This is a genomic window from Micromonospora sp. NBC_00330, from assembly GCF_036136635.1.
Classification (GTDB): Bacteria; Actinomycetota; Actinomycetes; order Mycobacteriales; family Micromonosporaceae; genus Micromonospora; species Micromonospora salmantinae.
The window spans coordinates 6,333,318-6,354,695 of the sequence record NZ_CP108012.1; the positions used below are offsets into that span (position 1 = coordinate 6,333,318).

The following is a 21,378-nucleotide window of genomic DNA, read 5'->3' on the forward strand; positions in this document are numbered from 1 at the left end:
CTTTCCAACGTTTCCCGCTTGCGACGTGCTGTCCGGTTTCGCCGCCCTCGTCGGCACGGTGGGTCACTCGGCGGACGCGCGGGCCGCATGGTGCAACGCCGAACGGACGTCGGTGACCTCGGTCACCCGCATCTGCTCGGGGCCCGCGCCGGTGCTGGCCGGGCCGCAGCCGGCCGGCACCAGGGCCACCTTGAACCCCAGCCGGGCGGCCTCGGCCAGCCGGCGCGGCACCGCCCCGACCCGACGCACCTCGCCGGTCAGCCCCACCTCACCGATCGCCACCAGGTTCGGCGCGATCGCCAGGTTGAGCCCGCCGGAGGCGACCGCCAGAGCCACCGCCAGGTCGGCCGCCGGCTCCACCACCCGGATCCCGCCCACTGTGGCGGCGAAGACCTCCCGGTCGTGCAGGGTCAGCCGCTCGGTGCGCCGTTGCAGCACCGCGAGCACCATCGCCAGTCGCGCCGAGTCGAGGCCGGAGACGGTGCGTCGGGGAGAACCCGCCACTGTCGCGCCGATCAGCGCCTGCACCTCGGTGACCAGGGCCCGACGCCCCTCCATGGCCACCGTCACGCAGGTGCCCGGGACCGGTTCCGCGTAGCGGGTCAGGAACAGCCCGGACGGGTCGGCCAGGCTGCTGATGCCGCCCTCGTGCATCTCGAAGCAGCCGACCTCGTCGGCCGCGCCGAACCTGTTCTTCACGCCGCGCACCAGGCGCAGCGACGAGTGCTTGTCGCCCTCGAAGTGCAGCACCACATCGACCAGGTGCTCCAGCACCCGAGGCCCGGCCACCTGACCGTCCTTGGTGACGTGCCCGACCAGCACTGTGGCGATGCCCCGCTCCTTGGCGACCGAGACCAGCGCGGCGGTCACCGCGCGGACCTGGGTCACCCCACCGGGCACCCCCTCGGTGCCGGTGGTCGAGATGGTCTGCACCGAGTCGAGCACCAACAGGCCCGGCTTGACCGCGTCGAGGTGACCGAGCACCGAGGCGAGGTCGCTCTCCGCGGCGAGGTAGAGCTGCTCGTGCAGCGTGCCCATCCGCTCGGCGCGCAGGCGCACCTGACTGACCGATTCTTCGCCGCTGACCACCAGCGAGGGGGTGCCGGCGCCGACCGCCCACTGCTGCGCCACATCGAGCAGGAGGGTCGACTTGCCCACGCCGGGCTCGCCGGCGAGCAACACCACGCCACCCGGGACCAGGCCGCCGCCGAGCACCCGGTCGAGCTCGCTCACCCCGGTGGGCACGGCGCGAGCCGGAGCGGCGCTGATGGTGGCGATCGGTCGGGCCGGCTCGGACGGCATCCGGGAGCTGACCACCCGACCGGAGACGGTCGGGCCGGTCACCGTGTGCTCGACCACCGCCCCCCACTCGCCGCACTCCGGGCAGCGCCCCACCCACTTGGGCGGCTGGTGCCCGCAGGCGTCGCACTGGTAGGCCGGACGCGGATCGCGGGCGGCGGACCGACCGCGGGCGGCACCGGCCGTGCCGCCACGCGGAGGGGTCGATCGGGAGGTGGTCACATCAGGACGCTAGCCCTCGCGTACGACGAAAACACCCCGGCGTGGTGGTCACCACGCCGGGGCGTTTGTCGATGTGCGGGTCGGGTCACTCGTGGGTCGTGCCGCCCTCGTTGCCCTCGTAGCCGCCCTCGCGCTCGATGATCGGCGACGGAGGGGCCGCCGGGGTGAGCGGAACAGCGATCGGCGCCTGCCCGGTGACCGTGTTGCCGTTGCCGAAGTCGAAGGTCACGACGACGTTCTGGCCGGAGCGCAGCGCCTCGGTCAGGCCGATCAGCCGGAGCTGCGTGGTGGACTCGGAGTTGAACTGGACGTAGCTCAACGGCGCCAGCTCGATCCGGGCCGGCTGGCCCGGGGCGGAGGGGCTGGCCGAACCGGACGCCCGCGCCGACTCCGGGGCGGACGGGGTGGCCGAGGACGATCCGGTCTCGGAGGGCGTCACCGACGGGCTCGGCGAACCGGACGTCGAGTTCGTCGGGCTGGCCGAACCGGACGGCGACGGGCTCATGGAGGCGGACTCCGAGGCGGACGGCGACGGGCTCGCCGAGCCGCCGCTGATCACCACCTCGCGGGCGCTCTCCGTGGTGACGGTGACAGTCACCGTCTCCTTGGAGTCGTTGTAGATCACGGCGCCGAGCCCGGCGTCCTGGCCGGCCTTGTAACCCTCGGTGCCCGGGAAGTCCACGAGCAGGCCTCGGACCGAGAAGGAACCGTTGCTGGTCGTGAGGCTGACGCCCTGGACCGACGGCTCCTTCAACGCGGTCTCGGCGATCTGACCGGTGCCGCATCCGGAAGCCAGCAGACTGGCCGCCGCAATCCCGGACAGCAACAGGGCCGCCCGCCGGGATCCCCTGATCGAGCGCGTCACGTCGGTCCTCCTCGTCACAATCCCCACCCGGGCCGTACGCCGGGCACGGTGGCCATACCCGCGCAGACCGCGCTCCAGGGTAGTTGGGACTGATCGAGGCCCGCACGCGGACCCGGCAATGCCACCTGCCCGGGTGGCCTTCACACCACCCGACCGCTCGCCACCAGCAGAACCACGTCGATGAGGGCCACCAGCATCACCGCCCGGAAGGCCGCCACCGGCCGCCGGCCGGCCCGGATCGCCGAGCGCCCGGCGTACCAGCTCAGCGGCGGCACCACGGCGGCCGTGCCGACCGCCGCCCAGCCGATCGCCGACGGCGGCCCGGGTGGTCCGAGGACCAGTGTCGCGGTCGCCGCGAGGAGGAGACCCGCCGCGGCCACCCGGCTGCCGGCGGCACCCAGCCGGTGGGGCAGGCCGCGCACGCCGGTGCGGGCGTCGTCGGCCAGGTCGGGCAGCACGTTGGCGAAGTGCGCACCGGCACCCAGGCAGGCTGCCGCCGTCACCAGCCAGACCGGCGGGGCCGGCTGACCGGGCAGTGCCAGCACCACGAAGGCGGGCAGCGCGCCGAACGACACGGCGTAGGGCAGCACCGAGAACGCCGTGGCCTTGAGCGGCCAGTCGTAGAGCAGGGCGGAGACCAGGGCGAGCGTCAGCCAGAACGCCGCCACCGGGTTCGTGGTCAGCGCCAGCAGCGGGCAGGCCACCGCGGCCGCCGCGGCGGCCCAGGCCGTGACGCGTCGACCGACCGCGCCACTGGCGACCGGTTTGTCGGTACGCCCCACAGTGGCGTCCCGCTCGGCGTCAAGCGCGTCGTTGGTCCAGCCGACGGCGAGCTGGCTGGCCAGCACGGCGAGCACCACCGAGACGATTCCGGCCGGCCGGTGGCCCACTCCCCAGGCCAGCAGACCGGCCACCGTGGTCACCGCCGCGGCCGGTTCCGGATGGCTCGCTCTGACCAGCCCTAACACCCTCGACGACATAAGGGAAGTCTGGTCGTTACCGAGCAGTCGTGCCACGCTCGGTTCCATGCGAGACGTGGCTGCGGCCGGGGCGTCCACCGGTCCGAGGGTGCTGCCGCGAAACGATCCGCGTCAGTACGACGATCTGGCCGGTGAGTGGTGGCGGCCGGATGGCGCGTTCGCGATGCTGCACTGGCTGGCTGAGGCCCGTGCCGCGCTGGTGCCGCCGGCCACCCGTCCGGGCGCGTTGCTTGTCGATCTGGGTTGCGGCGCCGGCCTGCTCGCGCCACACCTGGCCGGCAAGGGCTACCGCCACGTCGGGGTGGATCTGACCCGCTCGGCGCTCGTCCAAGCGGCCGAGCACGGGGTGCGGGTGGTCCAGGGTGATGCCACGGCGGTGCCGCTGCCCGACGGCTGCGCCGACGTGGTCTCGGCGGGTGAGCTGCTGGAGCACGTGCCGGCCTGGCCGCGCGTGGTGGCCGAGGCGTGTCGGCTGCTGCGCCCCGGTGGCGTGCTGGTGCTGGACACCCTCAACGACACGGCGCTGGCCCGGCTGGTCGCGGTCCGGATCGCCGAGCGGCTTCCGACGGTGCCCCGTGGCATTCACGACCCACAGTTGTTCGTGGACGCCCGCGCGCTGGTGGCCGAGTGCGGCCGACACGGTGTCGACCTGAGCCTGCGGGGCATCCGGCCGCAGGTCGGCGGCATGCTCGCCTGGCTGATGCGCCGCGCCCGCGCGAGCCGAACGGCCGGTGCGGTGCCCACCGGCCGCGCGCCGCGCATCGTGCCGACCCGCTCCACCGCCGTGCTCTACCAGGGCCGGGGGGTCCGCAAAGGATAGTCAGGCCGTGGCGGGGTATGGAACGCCGAGGAGGACGAGATGACGGTGCACGCGCTTGAGGCAGCACGCCGGTTGGCGCCGCGGTTCGCCGCGCGGGCGGCCGAGCACGACCGGGACGGTTCCTTCCCCGTGGACGACTTCGCCGACCTGCGCGAGGCCGGCCTGTTCGGGCTGATGGTGCCCCGGGCGCTCGGCGGTCTGGGCGCCACCTTCGCCGAGTACGCCGCGGTGGCCACTGAGCTTGCCCGGGGCAACGGTGCGACCGCCCTGGTGTTCAACATGCACGCCTCGGTGACCGGCGCGCTGAGCGCGGTGACCGAGGAGTTGGCCGAGGCGCTGGGCGTGCCCGACGAGGCGCTGGCCGCTCGCGACCGGCTGCTCGGCGCGGCGGCGCAGGGCTCCTGGTACGCGGTCGCGATGAGCGAGCGTGGCGCGGGCGCGCGGCTGTCCCAGCTGACCACTGCGTACGAGCCGACCGACGGGGGCTGGCATCTCAAGGGCAGCAAGACCTTCTGCTCCGGCGCCGGGCACGCGGACGGCTACCTGGTGGCGGCGCGCAGCGCAGCCGACCAGTCGGTGGTCTCACAGTTTCTGGTGCCGGCCGGCGACGGGCTGACAGTGGAGCCGACCTGGGACTCGCTCGGCATGCGCGCCACCTCCTCCCATGACCTGCACCTGGACGTCACGGTGCCCGCCGACCGGCTGCTCGGTGGGGTGGAAGGGCTCGCGCTGGTGGTGGCCCAGCTGATGCCGCACTGGTTGGTGGCCAGCTACGCGGCCGTCTACGTGGGGGTCGCCCGTGCGGCGATCGACGCGGCGGCCGAGCACCTCAACGCCCGCAACCTGTCCGGTCTGCCGGCGGTGCGGGCCCGGCTGGGTCGGGCGGACGCGGCGACGGCCGCCGCGCAGTTGGTGGTGGCCGAGGCGGCCCGTCGGGTGGACGAGGCGCCCGGTGACGAGGAGACCAACCGTTGGGTGTGGCGGGCGAAGCTGCTCGCCGGGACCACGGCCGCCGAGGTGGCGGCGTCGGTGCTGGAGGCGGCGGGCACCTCGGCGACCCGCCGTGGACATCCGCTGGAGCGGCTCTACCGCGACGCCCGCTGCGGCTCGCTGCACCCGGCCACGTCGGACGTCTGCGCCGACTGGCTCGGCATCGCCGCGCTGGGCGGCGACCCGGATCGTGACGGATCGGCACCGCGTTGGTGAGCCCGCCGCACCGGGCTCGCACGAAGGAACGACCAGCCGAGGTGGCTGGTGGGACGGCCAGGGGGAGGACAGCATCTGACGAGAGGTGGGGATCGTGTTCGTACCAGTGATCGCGGGGCTCGGGACAGCGCAGCCGCCGTCCGCTTCGCAGGACGAGTTGTGGGAGGGCTTCTTCTCCCGGCACTTCTCCGGCACCACCCGGTCGTTGGCCCAGCGAATCTTCGCCAACTCGGGGGTGACCCGGCGGCAGGCAGCGGTCAATCCGCTGCTGGAGGACGTCTCGGACTGGCCGACCGAGCGCCGGATGCGCCGCTACCAGGTGGAGGCGCTGCCGCTGGGCAAGGAGGCGGTGGGTCGGGCGTTGACAGCGGCCGGGCTGAGCGCCGGCGACATCGGGCTGTTCATCGTCTGCTCCTGCACCGGGTACGCCACTCCGGGGTTGGACATCCTGCTCGCCCGGGACCTGGGCATGGCCGCGGACACCCAGCGGATGTTCATCGGCCACATGGGCTGTTACGCGGCGTTGCCGGGGCTCGGCGCGGCGAGTGACTTCGTCACCGCCCGCGGGCGTCCGGCGCTGCTGCTCTGCGCGGAGCTGACCAGCCTGCACATCCAGCCGTCCAGCGCCCGGGTGGACACCCAGCAGATCGTCTCCCACGCGCTCTTCTCGGACGCCGCGGTCGCCGCCGTGGTCGTGCCGGGCGGCTCGGGGTACGCGGTGCGCGAGGTCACCGCCGTCACCGACACCTCGACCGCCGACCACATGACCTGGGACGTCACCGACGCAGGGTTCCGGATGGGGTTGTCGCCGAAGGTGCCGCAGGTGCTGTCGAGGCACGTCCGGGGGCTGGTCGAGGATCTGTTGGCCCGGCACGGCGTCACCAGCTCCGAGGTGGACGGTTGGGCGGTGCACCCGGGCGGGCCGCGGATCCTCAACGTGGTGGAGCGGGAGTTGGCGCTGCCTCCGGAGGGGCTGGCGGCGTCCCGGGCGACGCTGGACGAGCACGGCAACTGCTCGTCGCCGACGGTGCTGCTGATCCTGGACCGGTTGGGTCGGGCGACACCGGCGGCTCGGCGCATCGTCATGCTGGCCTTCGGCCCCGGCCTCACCCTGTACGCCGCCCTGCTGGATCGACAGGACTGAACCTCCGGCCGGTAGGCTCGACGGATGGATGCGACCTCGGACGACCGGCTGCGCTCGGTGGTCCTGTTTGGCGCGGCGGCGGCCGTCCTGGTCGTCGGTGGCTGGTGGTGGCACTCCGCCGCGCCCGCGTCGACGGCCGGGACGGGTGTCCCGTCGGCGGCGGTGCCATCGGTCGGGCCGAGCGTCAGCACGCCACTGGAACGTCTCCTCGCGGCTGAGGAGCCCGACGAGCGGATGACGGTGCGGATGGACCCCAATACCGGCGAGGTCCTCCGGGTGCGCACCGGCTCGCACGTGGTGCTCGACCCGGCGACGGGCTCGATCACCGACATCGAGGGCGATCCCGCTGTGCTCTTTCCCTCGGGTGACCTGCCCTCGTTCCAAAGGACGATCTGGCGGGAGGAGCGGGAGCTCCCTCCTGGCCAGGAAGTGACCCGGCAGGCCAGCGACGACGGCTCCCGCTACCTGCTCCAGTACCGGTGTACCCGACCCGGCACGATGGCGGTGACGAGCGACGAGGCCAAGATCAACGGTCAGCCGCGCATCGACTGCGACGGCACTGTCGCCAATGCCGAGGTGCTGGCCGGTGGCGGGCCGTTCCGGGTGTCCCTGTCGGCCGTCGACCGGCCCATCGTCATCCAGGCGCAGCTCGTCGCGCTGCCCCCTCGCTAGCAGGGCCACTCAGGTGGCGAGGGCGTTCAGGTCGTTCCGGTAGGAGTCGACAGTGCCCAGGTCGGGCAGCACCCGGGTCACGATGCCGGCCCGGTCGACCAGCAGGGCGGTCGCGGCGCCGCGGCGGGCCGGCTGGCCCAGGAACGAACGCAGGCCTCCGGCGGGGTCGGCCAGGGCGCGAGCCTGCCGCTCGATGGTGGGCCGGGCTGGTGCCGTCCGTCCGCCGGTGACGGTGACCACCGAGACGCCGGCGGGTGCGGCCGCCAGTGCGTCGGCGACCCGGTCCGGGCAGGGGCAGCCGTCCAACAGAATGATCATGGCGGGTAGCAGGCCGCGCAGTGGCACGGGTGCGTCGTCCGCGTCGACCAGGTCCAGTGCGGGCAGCGCTCGACCGGTGAGGGTCGCGGGCGGCGAGTAGGGGGCCGGGGTCGGCCGGTCGGCGCCGCGGTTGGTGCGGGGCCAGGTGACCGCCAGCAGACCGGCCAGCGTGGTGAGGACGGCCACCAGCAGGACCAGCAGTGGCAGGCCGAGGGCCCGGTAACCGCCCGGGAGACCGCTGGCCCGGCGCAGCTCACGGCGGATCTGAGCGGCCTCGGCGGCCAGCGCGGAGGCGTCGTCGGGAACCACCACGCGGCCCCATTCGGGCGGCAGGCCGGGCAGGCCGTCGGCTGGCCCGTGACCCTCTGCGTCCGGCTTGCCCATCGGACCCCCTGGAAGCGTCTCGAGAGCGGAGTGCGGCTCGTCTCTCCAGGGTCGCGCACCAGGGGCTCCTCCCGCTACATCTGGGCGCGGTCCTGCTGGCCGGGCTACCATGGGAGGAGCGCATAGCCCTTGATCTCGACGTTCTGTTCACCCGTACCGGGCAGTCATTTCCGCGTTACGGAGCGTGTTCGAACCATTGGTTTGACCGCCTGTCAAGCTGAAGCAAGACCTCTCACAGGGCCCCTGAGCTGCGCCAACGGTCAGGACATCGGTGAGACATCGGTGCCTGAGCGTGTTACCCTAGACACAGCGAAAGGGGTTTCGAACCTATGGTTTTCAGTGTCGGCGAGACCGTTGTTTACCCCCACCACGGGGCCGCACTCATCGAGGCAATCGAGACTCGGGTCATCAAGGGCGAGCCTAAGCAATACCTCGTCCTGAGGGTCGCGCAGGGTGACCTGACGGTCCGGGTGCCGGCCGAGAATGCCGAGATCGTGGGCGTCCGCGAGGTGGTCGGCGAAGAGGGCCTCGGGAAGGTCTTCGACGTTCTGCGGGCTCCGCACACCGAGGAGCCGACCAACTGGTCGCGGCGTTACAAGGCCAATCTGGAAAAGCTGGCTTCCGGCAACCCGCTGAAGGTCGCCGAGGTCGTGCGTGACCTGTGGCGCCGGGAGCGGGAGCGGGGCCTCTCTGCGGGCGAGAAGCGGATGCTCGCCAAGGCCCGCGACATTCTCGTCGGCGAGGTCGCGCTGGCCGAGAAGAGCACCAAGGATGAGGCGGAGACGCTGCTCGACAAGGTCCTCACCGAGGCCTAGTCCGCACAGCATCGTCGTACCCACTTCGTAGTGAAGAAACCACCGAGGACCGCGACGTGACCGCGCAGCTCAATCCGCGCGGTGACGTCGCGGTCCTCGTGCCTGCGGCGGGTGCCGGCGTACGGCTCGGCCCCGGCCGACCCAAGGCGCTGCGCCTGCTCGCCGGTGAGCCGCTGTTGGTGCACGCCGTGCGTCGACTGGCCGCCGCGCCGTCGGTGCACACCATCGTGGTGGCCGCGCCGGCCACCGAGGTCCAGGCCGTCCGCGAGCTGTTGGCCCCGGTCGCCCCGGTGATCGTGGTGCCCGGCGGTGCCGAACGGCAGGCGTCGGTGGCCGCCGCGCTGGCCGCGGTGCCCCCCGGTCCGACGATCGTCCTGGTGCACGATGCCGCCCGGGCGCTCACCCCGCCCGAGCTGTTCGAATCCGTCGCGGCGGCGGTGCGTGGCGGGCGTGACGCGGTGATCCCGGTTCTGCCGGTCGTCGACACGATCAAGGAAGTCGGTGCCGACGAGGTGGTGCTCGGCACCGTCGACCGTTCCGCCCTGCGCGCGGTGCAGACCCCGCAGGGTTTCCGTCGGGCCGTGCTCAGCGCCGCCCACGCCGCCGCCGGTGACCCCCTCACCGACGACGCCGGGCTGGCCGAGAAGCAGGGCGTCGCGGTGAGCTGCGTGCCCGGCTCGGAGTACGCCCTGAAGATCACCCGACCGTTCGACCTGGCTCTGGCCGAGCATCTGCTTGCCGCGGCCGGTTGACGCGTACCCTCTGATCATGATCGTTCCCCGGGTGGCCATCGGCACCGACGTGCACGCGTTCGAGCCGGGCCGGCCCTGCTGGGTGGCCGGGCTGCTCTGGCCCGATCAGGACGGCCTCGCCGGGCACTCGGACGCCGACGTGGCCGCGCACGCCGCCTGCAACGCACTGCTCTCCGCCGCCGGCCTTGGTGATCTCGGTTCCGCCTTCGGGGTGGGCCAGCCGGAGTGGGCCGGCGCGTCCGGGGTGGCTCTGCTGACCGAGACGGCCCGTCGGGTGCGCGCCGCCGGCCTGGAGATCGGCAACGTGTCCGTGCAGGTCATCGGCAACCGCCCCAAGATCGGCCGGCGCCGCGCGGAGGCGCAGGAGGTCCTCTCCGCAGCGGTCGGCGCCCCGGTCACCGTCTCGGCGGCGACCACCGACGGCCTCGGCTTCGCCGGCCGCGAGGAAGGGTTGGCCGGGGTCGCTGTGGCCCTGGTGTACGACGCGCCGGCCGCCTAAGCTCGCCGCGATGTCCAGCGACCCCGCCCCCGACCAGTCCGCCGCCGACGGCTACGTCCAGCGGGCCCAACTCCTCGCCGAACTCGGCCGCTACGACGAGGCGGCCGGGGAGTTGGCCTACGGGTTGGCCCTCCAGCCGGACGACGTCGACGCGCTCACCATGCTGGCCCGGGTGCACCTGGCCGCCGACCGCCCGGCCGAGGCGCTCACCGCCGCCGACACGGCAGTGGCCGCCGCACCGGAGGCCCTGCCGCCGCTGGTGGCCAGGGGCATGGCCCTTGCCGACCTGGAGCGCTACAGCGAGTCGGCGGCCACCGCCGATCGGATCCTCACCCTCGGCCCGGCCGACGCGTACGCCCAGCGGAGCGCGGCGGCGATCCTGGCCGGCGCCCGCAACGGTCAGCCGGCGCTGAACGCGGCCTGGCGCGGTGTCGAGCTGGCCCCGGAGGAGCCGCAGGCGCACCTGGTGCTCAGCCTGGTCGCCGCCCGCCTGGACCTGTTCGACCTGGCCGAGCGGGCCTACCGGGAGGCGCTGCGGCTCGACCCGCGGATCGGCGAGGCCGGCCACGACGTGGGTGTCATGCGGCTGGAGCAGCGCCGCTGGTCGGAGGCGTTGGAGCACGTCGCCGAGGCGGTGACGGTCAGCCCGAGCCGGATCGACTCGCCACGAACCCTCGCGTACGGGCTGCACCGCCTGGTGCTCTACGGCGCGGGCTGGTCGCTGGTGGCGGCGGTGCTGGTCGCGTTCGCGGCGTCGGCGAGCGACGGGTTCTCCCGTGTCCTGGCGGTGCTTGCCGCGCTCACCGGCGGGATCATCGTCTGGCAGCTCGCGGCCCGGTTGCCCGGGCTGACCCGGACCGTCCTGCCCGCCCTGCTGCACTCGGATCGGGCGATGGCCCTGGCCGTCTACGCCGTGGCCGCCGCGCCGCTGCTGCTGCTGGTGTACGCCATGGTCGGCTCCCCGTGGCCCCTGGTGCTGGCCATCGCCACCACGGCGGTAGCCGAGTTCGCGGTATTCACGCGAACAGCCATCCGCTGACCCAACCCCCGGCATAACCCAGAAGATCACCAGCGTCGCGTAGCTCGACCAGGTCAGGGGTTTCGCCGGAGCCCGCCCGCGTCGGGATCAAGCCTGACCGCCCAGAGCGGGTGGGCTCCGGCGAAACCCCCAAAGGGCGACTACACAGAACGCGCCCACGTCCAGGCGTACCCCTCGTCTTCGCAGGAACTGGCGGCGTCGCAGAGATCGAGCGGGCGGAAGGTGTCGACCATGACGGCCAGCTCGTCGAAGTAGTCCGCGCCGATGGAACGCTCGGCGGCACCCGGCTGGGGGCCGTGGGTGAAACCGGACGGGTGCAGGGAGATCGAGCCCTGCTCGATGCCGGAGCCACGTCGCGCCTCGTAGTTGCCCCCGGTGTAGAAGAGCATCTCGTCGGAGTCGACGTTGTGGTGGTTGTACGGCACCGGAATCGACTGCGGGTGGTAGTCGACCTTGCGCGGCACGAACGAGCAGATGACGAAGTTGGGCCCCTGGAAGGTCTGGTGCACCGGCGGGGGCTGGTGGATGCGGCCGGTGATCGGCTCGAAGTCGTGGATGGAGAACGCCCACGGGTACAGGTGCCCGTCCCAGCCGACCACGTCGAACGGGTGGTGGGCGTAGACGTAGCGGGTCCAGCCGCGCCGGTGCCGGACCAGCACCTCGACCTCCTCGCCGTCGACGAGCAGCGGGGCGTCGGGGCCGCGGACGTCCCGCTCGCAGTACGGCGAGTGCTCGAGGAACTGACCGCGTACGGAGAGGTAGCGCTTGGGCGGGCCGATGTGCCCGGACGCCTCGACGGCGAGCAGCCGGACGGGCTGGTCACCGGTGGGCACCAGCCGGTGGATGGTCGAGGTGGGGATGACGACGTAGTCGCCGGCGACCGCGTCCAGCACGCCGAACGGTGACTCGACCCGCAGGGTGCCCGACTCGACGTAGAGGCAGTGGTCGCCGGTGGCGTCGCGGAACAGCGGTGAGGGTCGGTCGGCGAGGACGTAACCGATCCGTACGTCGTCGTTGGCGAGCAGGTACTGCCGGCCGAGGATGGGGTCGGAACCGCCGGTGCCCAGTTTGTGGGTGCGCAGGTGGCGGGGCTTGAGCGGCAGGTTCGGTGCCCGGGTGAAGGCGGGCGGGGTGAACTCGTCGGCGGCCAGGATCGCGGTGGGGGCGTGCCGGTGGTAGAGCAGGGACGAGTCGGAGGAGAAGCCCTCCTGGCCCATCAGCTCCTCGGCGTAGAGGCTGCCGTCGGGCTGCCGGAACTGGGTGTGGCGCTTGCGCGGCACCTCGCCGACGCTGCGGTAATACGGCATCTCGCCTCCCGATATGTCCCGTTCACCGGCCGAAGGCGTCCGATAATCGGACGCTGTTGTCCGTTCCTCGTAGCGTCCCGTACATTCTTGTTCCGTGTCAACGCAGGTGCCAGCACTCCTGAACGGCCTGGTGGACGACGCCGCCGTCTTCCCACCGGGCAGCGCCGCGCTGCACGACGCCCTGGCCGCCCACCGCCAACACCGCGCCGCCTGGTACGCGGAGCTGGTCGGCCCGCTGCTGATCCCCGCGTCGGACGTGGCCGCCGGTGAGCTGAGCGGTCTCGTCGACCCGGGCGAGGGGCTGGTGGTCGGCGTGATCGGCGACACCGGGATCGGGAACCTGCCGTTCGCGCTGTCGTTCCTCGCCCCCGACGGTGTCACCGCGCGTCAGGTCGAGGTGGCGGTCGCCAAGCGCGGCGAGGACCCGCTGCCCGGCATCGCCGAGCTGCTGCGGCTGACCGACGTGCTACCGGGTGTGGAAACCGTCTACGCCGAACTGCCGCTGACCTTCGGGCTGATGGGCGCACTGGACGCGCTCGTCGCCGCGCGGGCCGACGGGGTGCCGATCGCTGCCAAGTTCCGTACCGGCGGCCTGGCCGCCGAACTCTTCCCCACCCCGACCGAGCTGGCCACCGTGATCTGCGCCTGCCGGGACCGGGGCCTGCCGTTCAAGCTCACCGCCGGGCTGCACGAGGCGATCCGACACCTGGACCCGGAGACCGGGTTCACCCACCACGGTTACGCCAACGTGCTGGCCGCGACACTGGCCGCCGCCGCCGACGGTGACGGTGTGCGCTCCGTCGCCGAGCTGCTGACAGTTGTCGACCCGCGCCCCCTGGTGGAGCGCACGACTGCGCGGCTGGACGGGCCTCGCCCCCTGTGGGTGGGCTTCGGCTCGTGCAGCATCCTGGAACCACTGACCGATCTGATCCGGCTTGGGCTGGTGAACGGGGGCTACGACGCATGACCTGGGTGACCGGCGCCGACGGTTCGCCGTACGGGGTGACGAACCTGCCGTACGGGGTGTTCCGGCGAAACGGGGGTCCGTCGCGGATCGGCGTACGGATCGGGTCCTGGGTTTTCGACCTCGCGGCGGCCGAGACGGCCGAGCTGGTGCTGGCCGCCGGCGCGCTGTGCCGGCCCGTGCTCAACGACTTCATGGCCCTGGGCCGTCCGCAGTGGACGGCCGTACGGCAGCGGATCACCGAGCTGCTGACCGACCCGGCGCACCGGGACGCTGTGGAGCCGCTGCTGGTGCCCCTCGACGAGGTGGAGCTGCTGCTCCCCATCGAGGTGGCCGACTACGTCGACTTCTACTCCTCCGAGCACCACGCGTCGAACGTCGGGCAGATCTTCCGCCCCGGCCAGCCGCCGCTGCTGCCCAACTGGAAGCACCTGCCGATCGGCTACCACGGGCGGGCCGGCACGGTGGTCGTCTCCGGCACGCCGGTGACCCGGCCGACCGGGCAGCGGGCCTCCGCCGAGGGCCCGATCACCGGCCCATCGGTACGCCTCGACATCGAGGCCGAGGTGGGCTTCGTGGTGGGCGTGCCCAGCGGGTTGGGCGATCGGGTTTCCGTTGACGACTTCGCCGAGCACGTCTTCGGAGTGGTGCTGGTCAACGACTGGTCGGCCCGGGACATCCAGGCCTGGGAGTATCAGCCGCTCGGCCCGTTCCTCGGCAAGTCGTTCGCCACCTCGGTCTCGGCCTGGGTGACGCCGCTGGACGCCCTCGCCGACGCCTTCGTGCCGGCCCCCGACCAGGACCCGCCGGTGGTGGACTACCTGCGGGACGTCCCGCATCTGGGCCTGGACCTGCGCCTGGCGGTCGAGTGGAACGGCGACCAGGTCAGCGAGCCTCCGTTCGCCACCATGTACTGGACCCCCGCGCAGCAGTTGGCCCACCTCACCGTCAACGGTGCTTCGCTGCGCACCGGTGACCTGTACGCCTCCGGCACCGTCTCCGGCCCGGACCGAGGACAGGTCGGCTCCTTCCTGGAACTGACCTGGGGCGGGGCCGAGCCGGTCACTGTGGGCGGCGAGAGCCGTACCTTCCTCAACGACGGCGACACGGTGACCATCACCGCCACCGCGCCCGGCCCGGACGGCACCACCATCGCCCTCGGTGAGGTGTCCGGCACGGTTCGCCCGGCCCGTTGAAACCGGGACTGCGGGCCCGGTCCATCAGCGGCTTCCTTCGTTGAGTCGGATTACTGCGACCCCTCCGGAGCGCTCTGACCATCTGGTCTTCGAGTCGTCTCGTCCACGGGACTCTTGATCGCACAGCGGGTGCGATCAAGAGCCCTCTCTGCGCCGTTGGTCCCCCGGATCAAGTCGTCCCACACGGGCCGGGCCCACGCCCGGCTCAGCGGTGGGGCAATCCCGACGCACACGGAGGTAACGACGATGCACGATCTTGCGGGCGCGGTCTGGCGTACCAGTAGCCGCTCAAACGACCAGGGGCTCTGCGTGGAAGTGGCGGACAACCTTGTCGACGTCCATGGTCTGGTCGGAGTCCGCGACTCCAAGGACCAGGCCGGTCCCACACTCGCGGTCAGCCCGCCGGGGTGGACAGCGTTCATCGGCGCGATTCGGGCCGGTCGCTTCGAGCGCTGACCGGCGCTTCGGCGCCGGTCGACGACGACCGGTGCCGAAGCGACCGCCCAATCGGACAGCGTGGCCCCCGGGTGGTGGAAATTCCGCTCCGGGGGCCCCGTCCGGCCCTCACTCCGCGTACCGTCGGGGACACGGGAGGGTGGCATGTCGACGGTGGCGATTACCGGGATCATCGAGGCGCAAGCTGTCGACGTCTGGCGTCTGCTGACCGACCTGCCCGGCCGTGCGGCCCGGTTGACCGCAGCCGGCCCGATCGAGGTGCTCACCCCTGGTTCGTTCGGGCCGGGCACCTCCTGGCGCGAGGAACGGGTCCAGCCGGGCGGCGGCACGCTGACCGAAGAGTTCCTGGTGGTCGAGGCGCTCGCACCGCATCGTCTGGTGCTCTGCTCCTCCGGCACCGGCGCCGACTACCGCATCACCTGGAGCCTGCGGCCGGTCCGCCGCCGCCGTCGGGGTTGCACGGCGGTCACCGTCACCCACGAGGCGGTGCCGACCGCTCCGTACGGCCGGGTGGTGGCACTGCTGCTCGGCGGCCTGGCCGCGCGGGCCGTCGAGGCGGCGCTCTGGCGCGATCTCGCCGACCTCGCCGTCGCGGCCGGTGCCACCGGCTCCGTCGAAGCCGCCTGAGCACCAGCCGGTCAGCCCTCGCCGTGACCTGTTCGGGGTCCGGCCCCCTGCGCTGGGTAGGGTGCCGGGCGGAGGTGCGGCATGAGGTTCCCGAGAGGCCGGCGACGGCTCACGATCGTGGTCGCGGCGCTGCTCGCGACGGCAGCCGTCGCGGTCATCGTCCACCGGGTTCTCGCACCGGCAGAGGTGAGCACTGTGGCGCGGGCCGACTATCCGGCCCCGGCCCGACCTGCTGCCGGAGTGATCGGTCGGTTGCCGGTCGCCCCGTTGATCGTCGACGGGAGACTGCGGGTGTACGCCGCACACCGCCAGGTCTACGCCGACCGGCCCGTCGACGGGCGGTACCGGACCAGCCCGTACTGGTCGTACCGGCGGTGGCCGGCGGAGCTGACCGGGGTGGTGGCCAGCGGCAGCACAGTGGTCAGCCGCTGGTCCGACGGGCAACTCGTCGCACTCGACGCCCGGACCGGCGGGGTGCTCTGGCGAGCCGACGGCCCGGAGCCCGTCGAGAGCACGGCGCCGGTGCGTCGTACCTGGGCGGCGACCGTCTGGGATGCGCCCGGGCTCCAGCTCACCGACCTTCCCGACGGGCGGATCGTGCTGGTGGTGACCGGGGATGGCCAGGCGCGTGGGGTCGAGCTGAGCGGCGGCCGGGAGCTGTGGCGGGTCGAGCTTCTCGGCAGGTGCCGTAGTGATGTCGGCACCAGCGCCACCGGGCTGCTGATCGGTCTGGACACCTGCGCCGGGGCGGCCACCGTCGAGTTCCGGGACGCGGCGACGGGCGAGGTACGTGAGCGTTGGCGCCCGCCGGGCGGCCCGGACGGGTTCGTGGTGACGCCGCTCGGCTGTCGTACCGGCGGGTCGGACTGTCTGGGGTTGCGGACCGCCGGGCCGGGTGACGAGGGCGGTCGGGGTTGGTTGTTGGCTGGTGGCTCGCCGGTCGCCGCCCCCGCGTTGGACCCGGCCGGCGCCGCACTGGTCGGTGAGCAGTCCGTCGCCGTGCTCGACGGGGCCGTGGTGGGTCGATCCGCGCGTACCGGCACCGAGCTGTGGCGGTCCGCGGGCCTGGGCACGGCCCGGGTGCTGGCCGGGCAGCCTGGCCGGGTGCACCTGCTGACCGAGGCGAACGATCTGGTGACGCTGGATCCGGTGACCGGTAGGCAGTTGTCCCGCTTCGCGCTCAACGTCGGCTCGGACGGGACCGGCTGGGCACCCGGGGCGGTGACGGCCGAGGACGGTTTCGTCGCGATCGAGCGGCTCCGAAGGCCGGTCGACCCCACCGGCGACGATCGGCGCTACTACTACACCGGCGAGACGGTGATCCTGGCCGCCACCTGATCGTGGCGTCTTCGGCAGCGGAACAGCGAACCATTCCATTCCCTTTGTCATGAAAGGGTACGTTTTTCACGGTTCAGGTTTCCGGTGGAAGGGGTCGGCGCATGGCCAGGACAGCAGCCAACTACCTCGTGGGTGGCGCGCTCGCCGCCGCCGCGAGCCTGGCGTTGGCAGCGTCGCCGGTGCTGGCCGCCGACCCCGCCTCGGCGCGGGGGTTCGGCGTCGTCCGAGCCGAGCCGTCGGCGGACACCGGCGTCACCTTCGAGATCCTGCCGGCGTCGCCGACCCCACCCCCGACGCAGCCGCCGCCCACGTCCACGCCGACCGCACCGCCCCAACCCACACCGAGTCACGGTGAGTTGCCCGTCACCGGATCGGGCGGGTCGATGCTGCTGCTCGCAGTGCTGGGCGCAGCCCTGATCGTCGCCGGGTGGTTCGCCGCCCGCCGGAGCCGGCCGAGCTGACGGGCCCGGCCGGAGCCGGTGGTCGGGCTGCCTGGCGCGGTCAACGGCCGGCCGGGGTGCGCTCCCTCGGGCGGATGGTGGGAGGCCGACCGGACCGGCGGGAACGGCGGGCCAGCATGGCGAGGCCGACGACCAGCAGTAGGCCCACGACTGCCGCCGCCACTGTCCACCCGGTGAAGATCCGGGAGACGACACTGCCCCGTTTCCCGACCTGACCAGCGTCGGGAAACGTGACCTGCGCGGTGATGCTCCGCTTTACCAGGCCGCTCTCCAGCTTCACCTCCGCCTTCCAAGGGCCGTTCGGCAACGTGGTCGGGAGCCGGGCGATGACCTGCCCGGAGGCGCCCGGCGCCAGCGTGACGCCCTGCCCGACCGCAAACGGGCCGGCCCGACTGCCGGCCGGGCCGTCGCTCAAGGTGACAGCGCCGGTCAGGTCGATGGCACGGCCTCCGGTGTTGGTGACCTGGACGGTCAGCGACGGTTCGCCCTCGGGGCTGCGGGCCGGGCGTACCTCGCCGATCGAAAAGTCGGAGGCGGGTTCGCCTCCGGGCCCGATGTCGAGGTACATCCGGACTCCGACCCGGTGGACCTGCATGATCTCGCCGCCGGCCCGGGGCGTTGAGGCGGTGGATGCCCAGACCACCCCGTACCGCTCGCCCCGGGAGGCCGCTGGCGGCACGGTGACGGTCGCTCGGACCCGGGTCTCTTCCCACGGTCCCAGCTCGACCGAGCGCTCGTCGAGGGTGACCCAGGAGGTCAGCTCGTTCTCGGCGCGACCCTCGCCGAAGCGGAACGCCGCATCCTCCAGGGTCGCGGCCGCCGGATACACGTCGACCCGACGGGTCTGGTCGGTGCGGTTGACGATCAGCAGTTGCCGCTTGATGGTGGTGCCCGGCGGTAGGTGGTCGACGACGTAGCGCAACGCCCGAGGGTCGGTGCGGCGCTCGGTCGGGGCTTCCAGCAACCGGATCCCGATGGTTCCGTCGTCCGATCCCGCTTCCGGTTCGACCGCGCCGGCCCGGGTCGACAGACCCGGACCGGCGAGGCAGAACAGGGCGAGGGCGACCGCGATGGTCGACCGCCCCCGGCGGCTACGCCACCGAATGTGTCACCGTGCCGGTGTAGATGCCCGCGATGCTGTCCAGCGGAACGTTGACTTCCAGGGTGGGGTTCCAGCTGGCGGTGTTGCCCCCGGTGCCGCCACTGTGGGTGAACGCGGTGAGCGGCGTGACGCTGGAGAGCGGCTGGGCGTCGCCGGCGGTGGCCTGCCCCGGCGTGAAGGTGCCGTTGCCAGTGGTGGCCGTCTCCGGGCCGGACCAGTAGTCGATCTCCTCGGGGAGGACCGTCTCGGGCGGGGAGCCGCCGCCGGTCTGGAAAACGCTAGCGGTCACCGAGGCGACCCAGGAGGCGTCGGCGGCGCCTCGCGAGTCGGTGACCGTCACCACGCCGAGCTGGCCGGTGATGACCCCACCGGGGGCACCGTCACCGAGGTCGGCGGCGGCCGGCGCGACGATGTCGAGGGTGCCGGCGAGCACCTCGAAGGTGGTGTCGGTGGTGTCGGTGGGCGCGGCGGCAGCCGGCGCGGCGAGGAAGCCCACCATCGCCGCGGCGGCCGCCCCGGCAAGACAGATCTTGGCAGTACGCACTGTGGTTTACCCCGTTCTCGAAGTGAGCCGGACGCGGTCCTCGGCACGTCTGGCTACTTCGCAAGATAGGGGTAAGGAAGGCACCTAAACGGACAAACAACCCATCTGTCACCACTTGCTCACAGAAGGTCGTTCGGTGCTCAGGTCAGTGCCGCCTCCGCAGCCGCCAGGAACGCGTCGTTCTCGGCCGGCGTGCCGATGGTGACCCGGACCCCGTCCCCGGCGAACGGCCGCACGATCACCCCGCGCGCCTCGCACGCCTTGCCGAACGCCACGGCCCGCTCGCCCAACGGCAGCCAGACGAAGTTGGCCTGGCTCGTCGGCACCTCGGGAACGAACTTGCGCAGCGACTCGGTGACCCGGTCCCGCTCGGCGACCACCAGGGCGCAGCGGCGCTCCATCTCCGCCACCTGGGTCAGCGCGGCGAGCGCCCCGGCCTGGGCCGCCGTGCTGCTGGAGAACGGGGTCGCCACCTTGCGGATGGCGGCCGCCACCACCGGCTGGGCGACCAGCCAGCCCATTCGCAGCCCGGCGAGCCCCCACGCCTTCGACAGCGTGCGCAACACCGCCACGTTCGGCCGGTCCAGGTAGTCGAGACCGTCCGGCACCTCCGCGTCGGTGACGAACTCCCGGTACGCCTCGTCGATGACCACCAGCACGTCGTCCGGCACCGCGTCGAGGAACCGGTCCAGCTCGGCCCGGCGCACTGCCGTACCCGTGGGGTTGTTCGGGTTGCAGACGAAGATCACCCGGGTCCGGTCGGTCACCGCCGCGGCCATCGCCGCCAAGTCGTGCCCGTGCCCGGCGTCGTTGGGCACCCGCACGCTGGTCGCGCCGCTGGTCGCCACGATGATCGGGTACGCCTCGAAGGACCGCCACGAGTAGAGAACCTCGTCGCCGGGCAGGCAGGTGGCACGCACCAGGTGCTCGGCCAGCGCCACCGAACCGCAGCCGGTGGCGATCCGATCGGCGTCCACCCCGTACCGCTGGGCCAGCGCGTCCCGCAGCGCGACCACACCCATGTCCGGGTAGCGGTGCGAGGTGGTGATCGCCTCGGTGACCGCCTCCACCACTCCGGGCAGCGGCCCGTACGGCACCTCGTTGCTGGCCAGCTTGATGGCCTCCGGCAGGCCCAACTCCCGGGCCAGGTCGGCGGGGCTGCGCCCCGGCACGTAGCTGGGCAGCGCGTCCAGGTCGACGCGGGTCAGCCGCAGCGCCGGCTGGTGACGTCCGGAGTCGGTCATGCTGTGTCTCCCGGGGGCTGGTTACGGTCGTTCGAGGGGGCGGTTTCGGTGTGTTGGGGAACTTCGACGACCACCGTCTGCGCGCGCTTGTCGTGCAGCGCCTGGCGCAGGGGATGGTCGAAGAGGGGGGAGAGAGCGTCGACCAGTTGCAGCACCAAGCCGAGCCCGGCGCAGTACCAGAGCAGAGTCGGCAGGCCCAGCGTGCTCCACCGGCTCAGCGCCCGGCGGACGCCCAGCGGCTGGTCGGCGGCCATCGGCACCGCCCGGATCCGCATCACCCGCTTGCCGACCGTCTGCCCGCCGGAGGCCATTGTCGGCACCTCGTAGGCCAGCCAGAGCGCGGTGGCGATCAGCAGGATCGCCACCAGCAGAGAGTTGGCCTGCTCACTGGGGAGCGGCAGGCCGTCGGCGGAGGTGTCGCCGCGCGACGCGCGCCGGAAGACCTCCTGCCAGTACGGCGCCCACTCCTGCGCCCAGCGCCAGACGAACCAGCCGTTGACAACCACGTTCAGCGCGAAGACGAGGCCGAAGTCGATCAGCCGGGCGACCAACCTACGGCCGTAGCCGGCCAGCCTGAGGCCGTGCGGTCGCGGCTCCGGCGGTCGTCCGGGCCAGCCGGGGTGGCCGGCCGGTGGCGCCCAGCCGGGAGGGGCACCCGGCGGGGTCCAGCCCGGCGGGCCGCCCTGCGGGCCCCAGCCGGGAGGGCCGGCCTGTGGTCCCCAGCCCGGGCCGTGCCCCGATTGCGGGCCGTAGCCAGGTTGCGGGCCGTACCCGGGGGGTGGGCCCTGCTGGGGCGACCAGCCCGGCGCGCCGGTCGCCGAGTCGGGGGTCGTCGACGCCGCAGGCGCGGCCGGGGTGACCGGCGCGGGCGGCGGCTCGGCCGGCGGCGGACCGTCCGGCGGGGTCGCGTCGACGGGAATGGGCGCGCCGAGCCAACCCTCGCCGTCCCAGTAACGCCGGGTCTCGGTGTCGGCGGGGTCGACGTACCAACCAGGTTGCACGCTCACGCCGTCGCTCCGCTTCGCTTCGCGGCGGCGCGAGGCGCCACGCTACTGAGCCTGCTGGTTCGCTCGCTGCGCTCGCTCACGCCGTCGCTCCGCTTCGCTTCGCGGCGGCGCGAGGCG

General features: G+C 72.8%; 23 protein-coding genes. 14 read left to right on the plus strand and 9 right to left on the minus strand.

Features of this window, described 5'->3' with window-relative positions; translation table 11 throughout:
- Positions 1–63 precede the first annotated feature (63 nt).
- The 3 genes from radA to OG598_RS28855 form a co-directional block, all read right to left on the minus strand.
- Positions 64–1,521 (minus strand): DNA repair protein RadA, encoded by a 1,458-nt coding sequence (gene radA / locus OG598_RS28845; RefSeq protein ID WP_328651881.1) that lies wholly within the window; start codon positions 1,519–1,521, stop codon positions 64–66.
- An 85-nt stretch (positions 1,522–1,606) separates the two neighbouring features.
- Positions 1,607–2,386: a hypothetical protein gene (locus tag OG598_RS28850; protein WP_328651882.1), complete on the minus strand. Its 780-nt coding sequence runs from the start codon at positions 2,384–2,386 to the stop codon at positions 1,607–1,609.
- Positions 2,387–2,526: 140 nt separating this feature from the next.
- Positions 2,527–3,366 (minus strand): UbiA family prenyltransferase, encoded by an 840-nt coding sequence (locus OG598_RS28855; RefSeq protein WP_372471359.1) that lies wholly within the window; start codon positions 3,364–3,366, stop codon positions 2,527–2,529.
- A gap of 46 nt (positions 3,367–3,412) precedes the next feature.
- Between OG598_RS28855 and OG598_RS28860 the strand changes: the two genes are divergently transcribed.
- The 4 genes from OG598_RS28860 (at position 3,413) to OG598_RS28875 (ending at position 7,208) form a co-directional block, all read left to right on the plus strand.
- Positions 3,413–4,186 carry a class I SAM-dependent methyltransferase gene (locus OG598_RS28860; RefSeq protein ID WP_328651883.1) on the plus strand — a complete coding sequence of 258 codons (774 nt, stop codon included), beginning with the start codon at positions 3,413–3,415 and terminating at the stop codon, positions 4,184–4,186.
- 39 nt (positions 4,187–4,225) lie between these two features.
- Positions 4,226–5,392, plus strand: a complete 1,167-nt coding sequence (locus OG598_RS28865) for an acyl-CoA dehydrogenase family protein (protein WP_328651884.1) — start codon at positions 4,226–4,228, stop codon at positions 5,390–5,392.
- 85 nt (positions 5,393–5,477) lie between these two features.
- Complete coding sequence (locus OG598_RS28870; RefSeq protein ID WP_442931399.1) at positions 5,478–6,536, plus strand: type III polyketide synthase; 1,059 nt, start codon at positions 5,478–5,480, stop codon at positions 6,534–6,536.
- A 24-nt stretch (positions 6,537–6,560) separates the two neighbouring features.
- Positions 6,561–7,208 (plus strand): hypothetical protein, encoded by a 648-nt coding sequence (locus tag OG598_RS28875; RefSeq protein ID WP_328651886.1) that lies wholly within the window; start codon positions 6,561–6,563, stop codon positions 7,206–7,208.
- A gap of 9 nt (positions 7,209–7,217) precedes the next feature.
- Here OG598_RS28875 and OG598_RS28880 read toward each other — a convergent pair whose 3' ends face one another.
- Positions 7,218–7,910 carry a hypothetical protein gene (locus OG598_RS28880; protein ID WP_328651887.1) on the minus strand — a complete coding sequence of 231 codons (693 nt, stop codon included), beginning with the start codon at positions 7,908–7,910 and terminating at the stop codon, positions 7,218–7,220.
- Positions 7,911–8,239: 329 nt separating this feature from the next.
- Between OG598_RS28880 and OG598_RS28885 the strand changes: the two genes are divergently transcribed.
- Genes OG598_RS28885 through OG598_RS28900 form a run of 4 tightly spaced genes read left to right on the plus strand, consistent with a single transcriptional unit; the run spans position 8,240 to position 11,015 of the window.
- Positions 8,240–8,725 carry a CarD family transcriptional regulator gene (locus OG598_RS28885; protein ID WP_007073334.1) on the plus strand — a complete coding sequence of 162 codons (486 nt, stop codon included), beginning with the start codon at positions 8,240–8,242 and terminating at the stop codon, positions 8,723–8,725.
- Between the two features lie 56 nt (positions 8,726–8,781).
- A complete protein-coding gene (gene ispD, locus OG598_RS28890; protein ID WP_328651888.1) occupies positions 8,782–9,477 on the plus strand; it encodes a 2-C-methyl-D-erythritol 4-phosphate cytidylyltransferase in 696 nt (231 codons plus the stop codon).
- Between the two features lie 13 nt (positions 9,478–9,490).
- Positions 9,491–9,976 carry a 2-C-methyl-D-erythritol 2,4-cyclodiphosphate synthase gene (ispF, locus tag OG598_RS28895; RefSeq protein ID WP_196924679.1) on the plus strand — a complete coding sequence of 162 codons (486 nt, stop codon included), beginning with the start codon at positions 9,491–9,493 and terminating at the stop codon, positions 9,974–9,976.
- Between the two features lie 10 nt (positions 9,977–9,986).
- Entirely contained in the window at positions 9,987–11,015 is a 1,029-nt protein-coding gene (locus OG598_RS28900) for a tetratricopeptide repeat protein (RefSeq protein WP_328651889.1), read from the plus strand.
- A gap of 140 nt (positions 11,016–11,155) precedes the next feature.
- On the opposite strand, the gene OG598_RS28905 is transcribed toward OG598_RS28900, so the two are convergent.
- Positions 11,156–12,322 carry a homogentisate 1,2-dioxygenase gene (locus tag OG598_RS28905; protein WP_238687000.1) on the minus strand — a complete coding sequence of 389 codons (1,167 nt, stop codon included), beginning with the start codon at positions 12,320–12,322 and terminating at the stop codon, positions 11,156–11,158.
- A 94-nt stretch (positions 12,323–12,416) separates the two neighbouring features.
- On the opposite strand from OG598_RS28905, the gene OG598_RS28910 reads away from it, so the two are divergent.
- From OG598_RS28910 to OG598_RS28935, 6 genes are all read left to right on the plus strand, one after another.
- Positions 12,417–13,289, plus strand: coding sequence for a hypothetical protein (locus OG598_RS28910; RefSeq protein ID WP_328651890.1), 873 nt, complete (start codon positions 12,417–12,419; stop codon positions 13,287–13,289).
- A complete protein-coding gene (gene fahA, locus OG598_RS28915; RefSeq protein WP_328651891.1) occupies positions 13,286–14,482 on the plus strand; it encodes a fumarylacetoacetase in 1,197 nt (398 codons plus the stop codon). The genes OG598_RS28910 and fahA overlap by 4 nt, the downstream gene beginning before the upstream one ends.
- 246 nt (positions 14,483–14,728) lie before the next feature.
- Positions 14,729–14,938: a DUF397 domain-containing protein gene (locus OG598_RS28920; RefSeq protein WP_030327888.1), complete on the plus strand. Its 210-nt coding sequence runs from the start codon at positions 14,729–14,731 to the stop codon at positions 14,936–14,938.
- Between the two features lie 144 nt (positions 14,939–15,082).
- Positions 15,083–15,565, plus strand: a complete 483-nt coding sequence (locus tag OG598_RS28925; protein WP_328651892.1) for an SRPBCC family protein — start codon at positions 15,083–15,085, stop codon at positions 15,563–15,565.
- A gap of 81 nt (positions 15,566–15,646) precedes the next feature.
- Complete coding sequence (locus OG598_RS28930) at positions 15,647–16,903, plus strand: outer membrane protein assembly factor BamB family protein (protein ID WP_328651893.1); 1,257 nt, start codon at positions 15,647–15,649, stop codon at positions 16,901–16,903.
- A 101-nt stretch (positions 16,904–17,004) separates the two neighbouring features.
- Entirely contained in the window at positions 17,005–17,364 is a 360-nt protein-coding gene (locus OG598_RS28935; RefSeq protein ID WP_328651894.1) for an LPXTG cell wall anchor domain-containing protein, read from the plus strand.
- Between the two features lie 40 nt (positions 17,365–17,404).
- Here OG598_RS28935 and OG598_RS28940 read toward each other — a convergent pair whose 3' ends face one another.
- The 4 genes from OG598_RS28940 to OG598_RS28955 form a co-directional block, all read right to left on the minus strand.
- Complete coding sequence (locus tag OG598_RS28940; RefSeq protein WP_328651895.1) at positions 17,405–18,328, minus strand: hypothetical protein; 924 nt, start codon at positions 18,326–18,328, stop codon at positions 17,405–17,407.
- A 127-nt stretch (positions 18,329–18,455) separates the two neighbouring features.
- Entirely contained in the window at positions 18,456–19,010 is a 555-nt protein-coding gene (locus OG598_RS28945) for a hypothetical protein (RefSeq protein WP_328651896.1), read from the minus strand.
- 140 nt (positions 19,011–19,150) lie between these two features.
- On the minus strand, positions 19,151–20,254 hold the full coding sequence (hisC, locus tag OG598_RS28950; protein ID WP_328651897.1) for a histidinol-phosphate transaminase: 1,104 nt from the start codon (positions 20,252–20,254) through the stop codon (positions 19,151–19,153).
- Complete coding sequence (locus OG598_RS28955; protein ID WP_328651898.1) at positions 20,251–21,261, minus strand: RDD family protein; 1,011 nt, start codon at positions 21,259–21,261, stop codon at positions 20,251–20,253. Before OG598_RS28955 ends, hisC begins: the two co-directional genes overlap by 4 nt.
- Between the last annotated feature and the right edge of the window lie 117 nt (positions 21,262–21,378).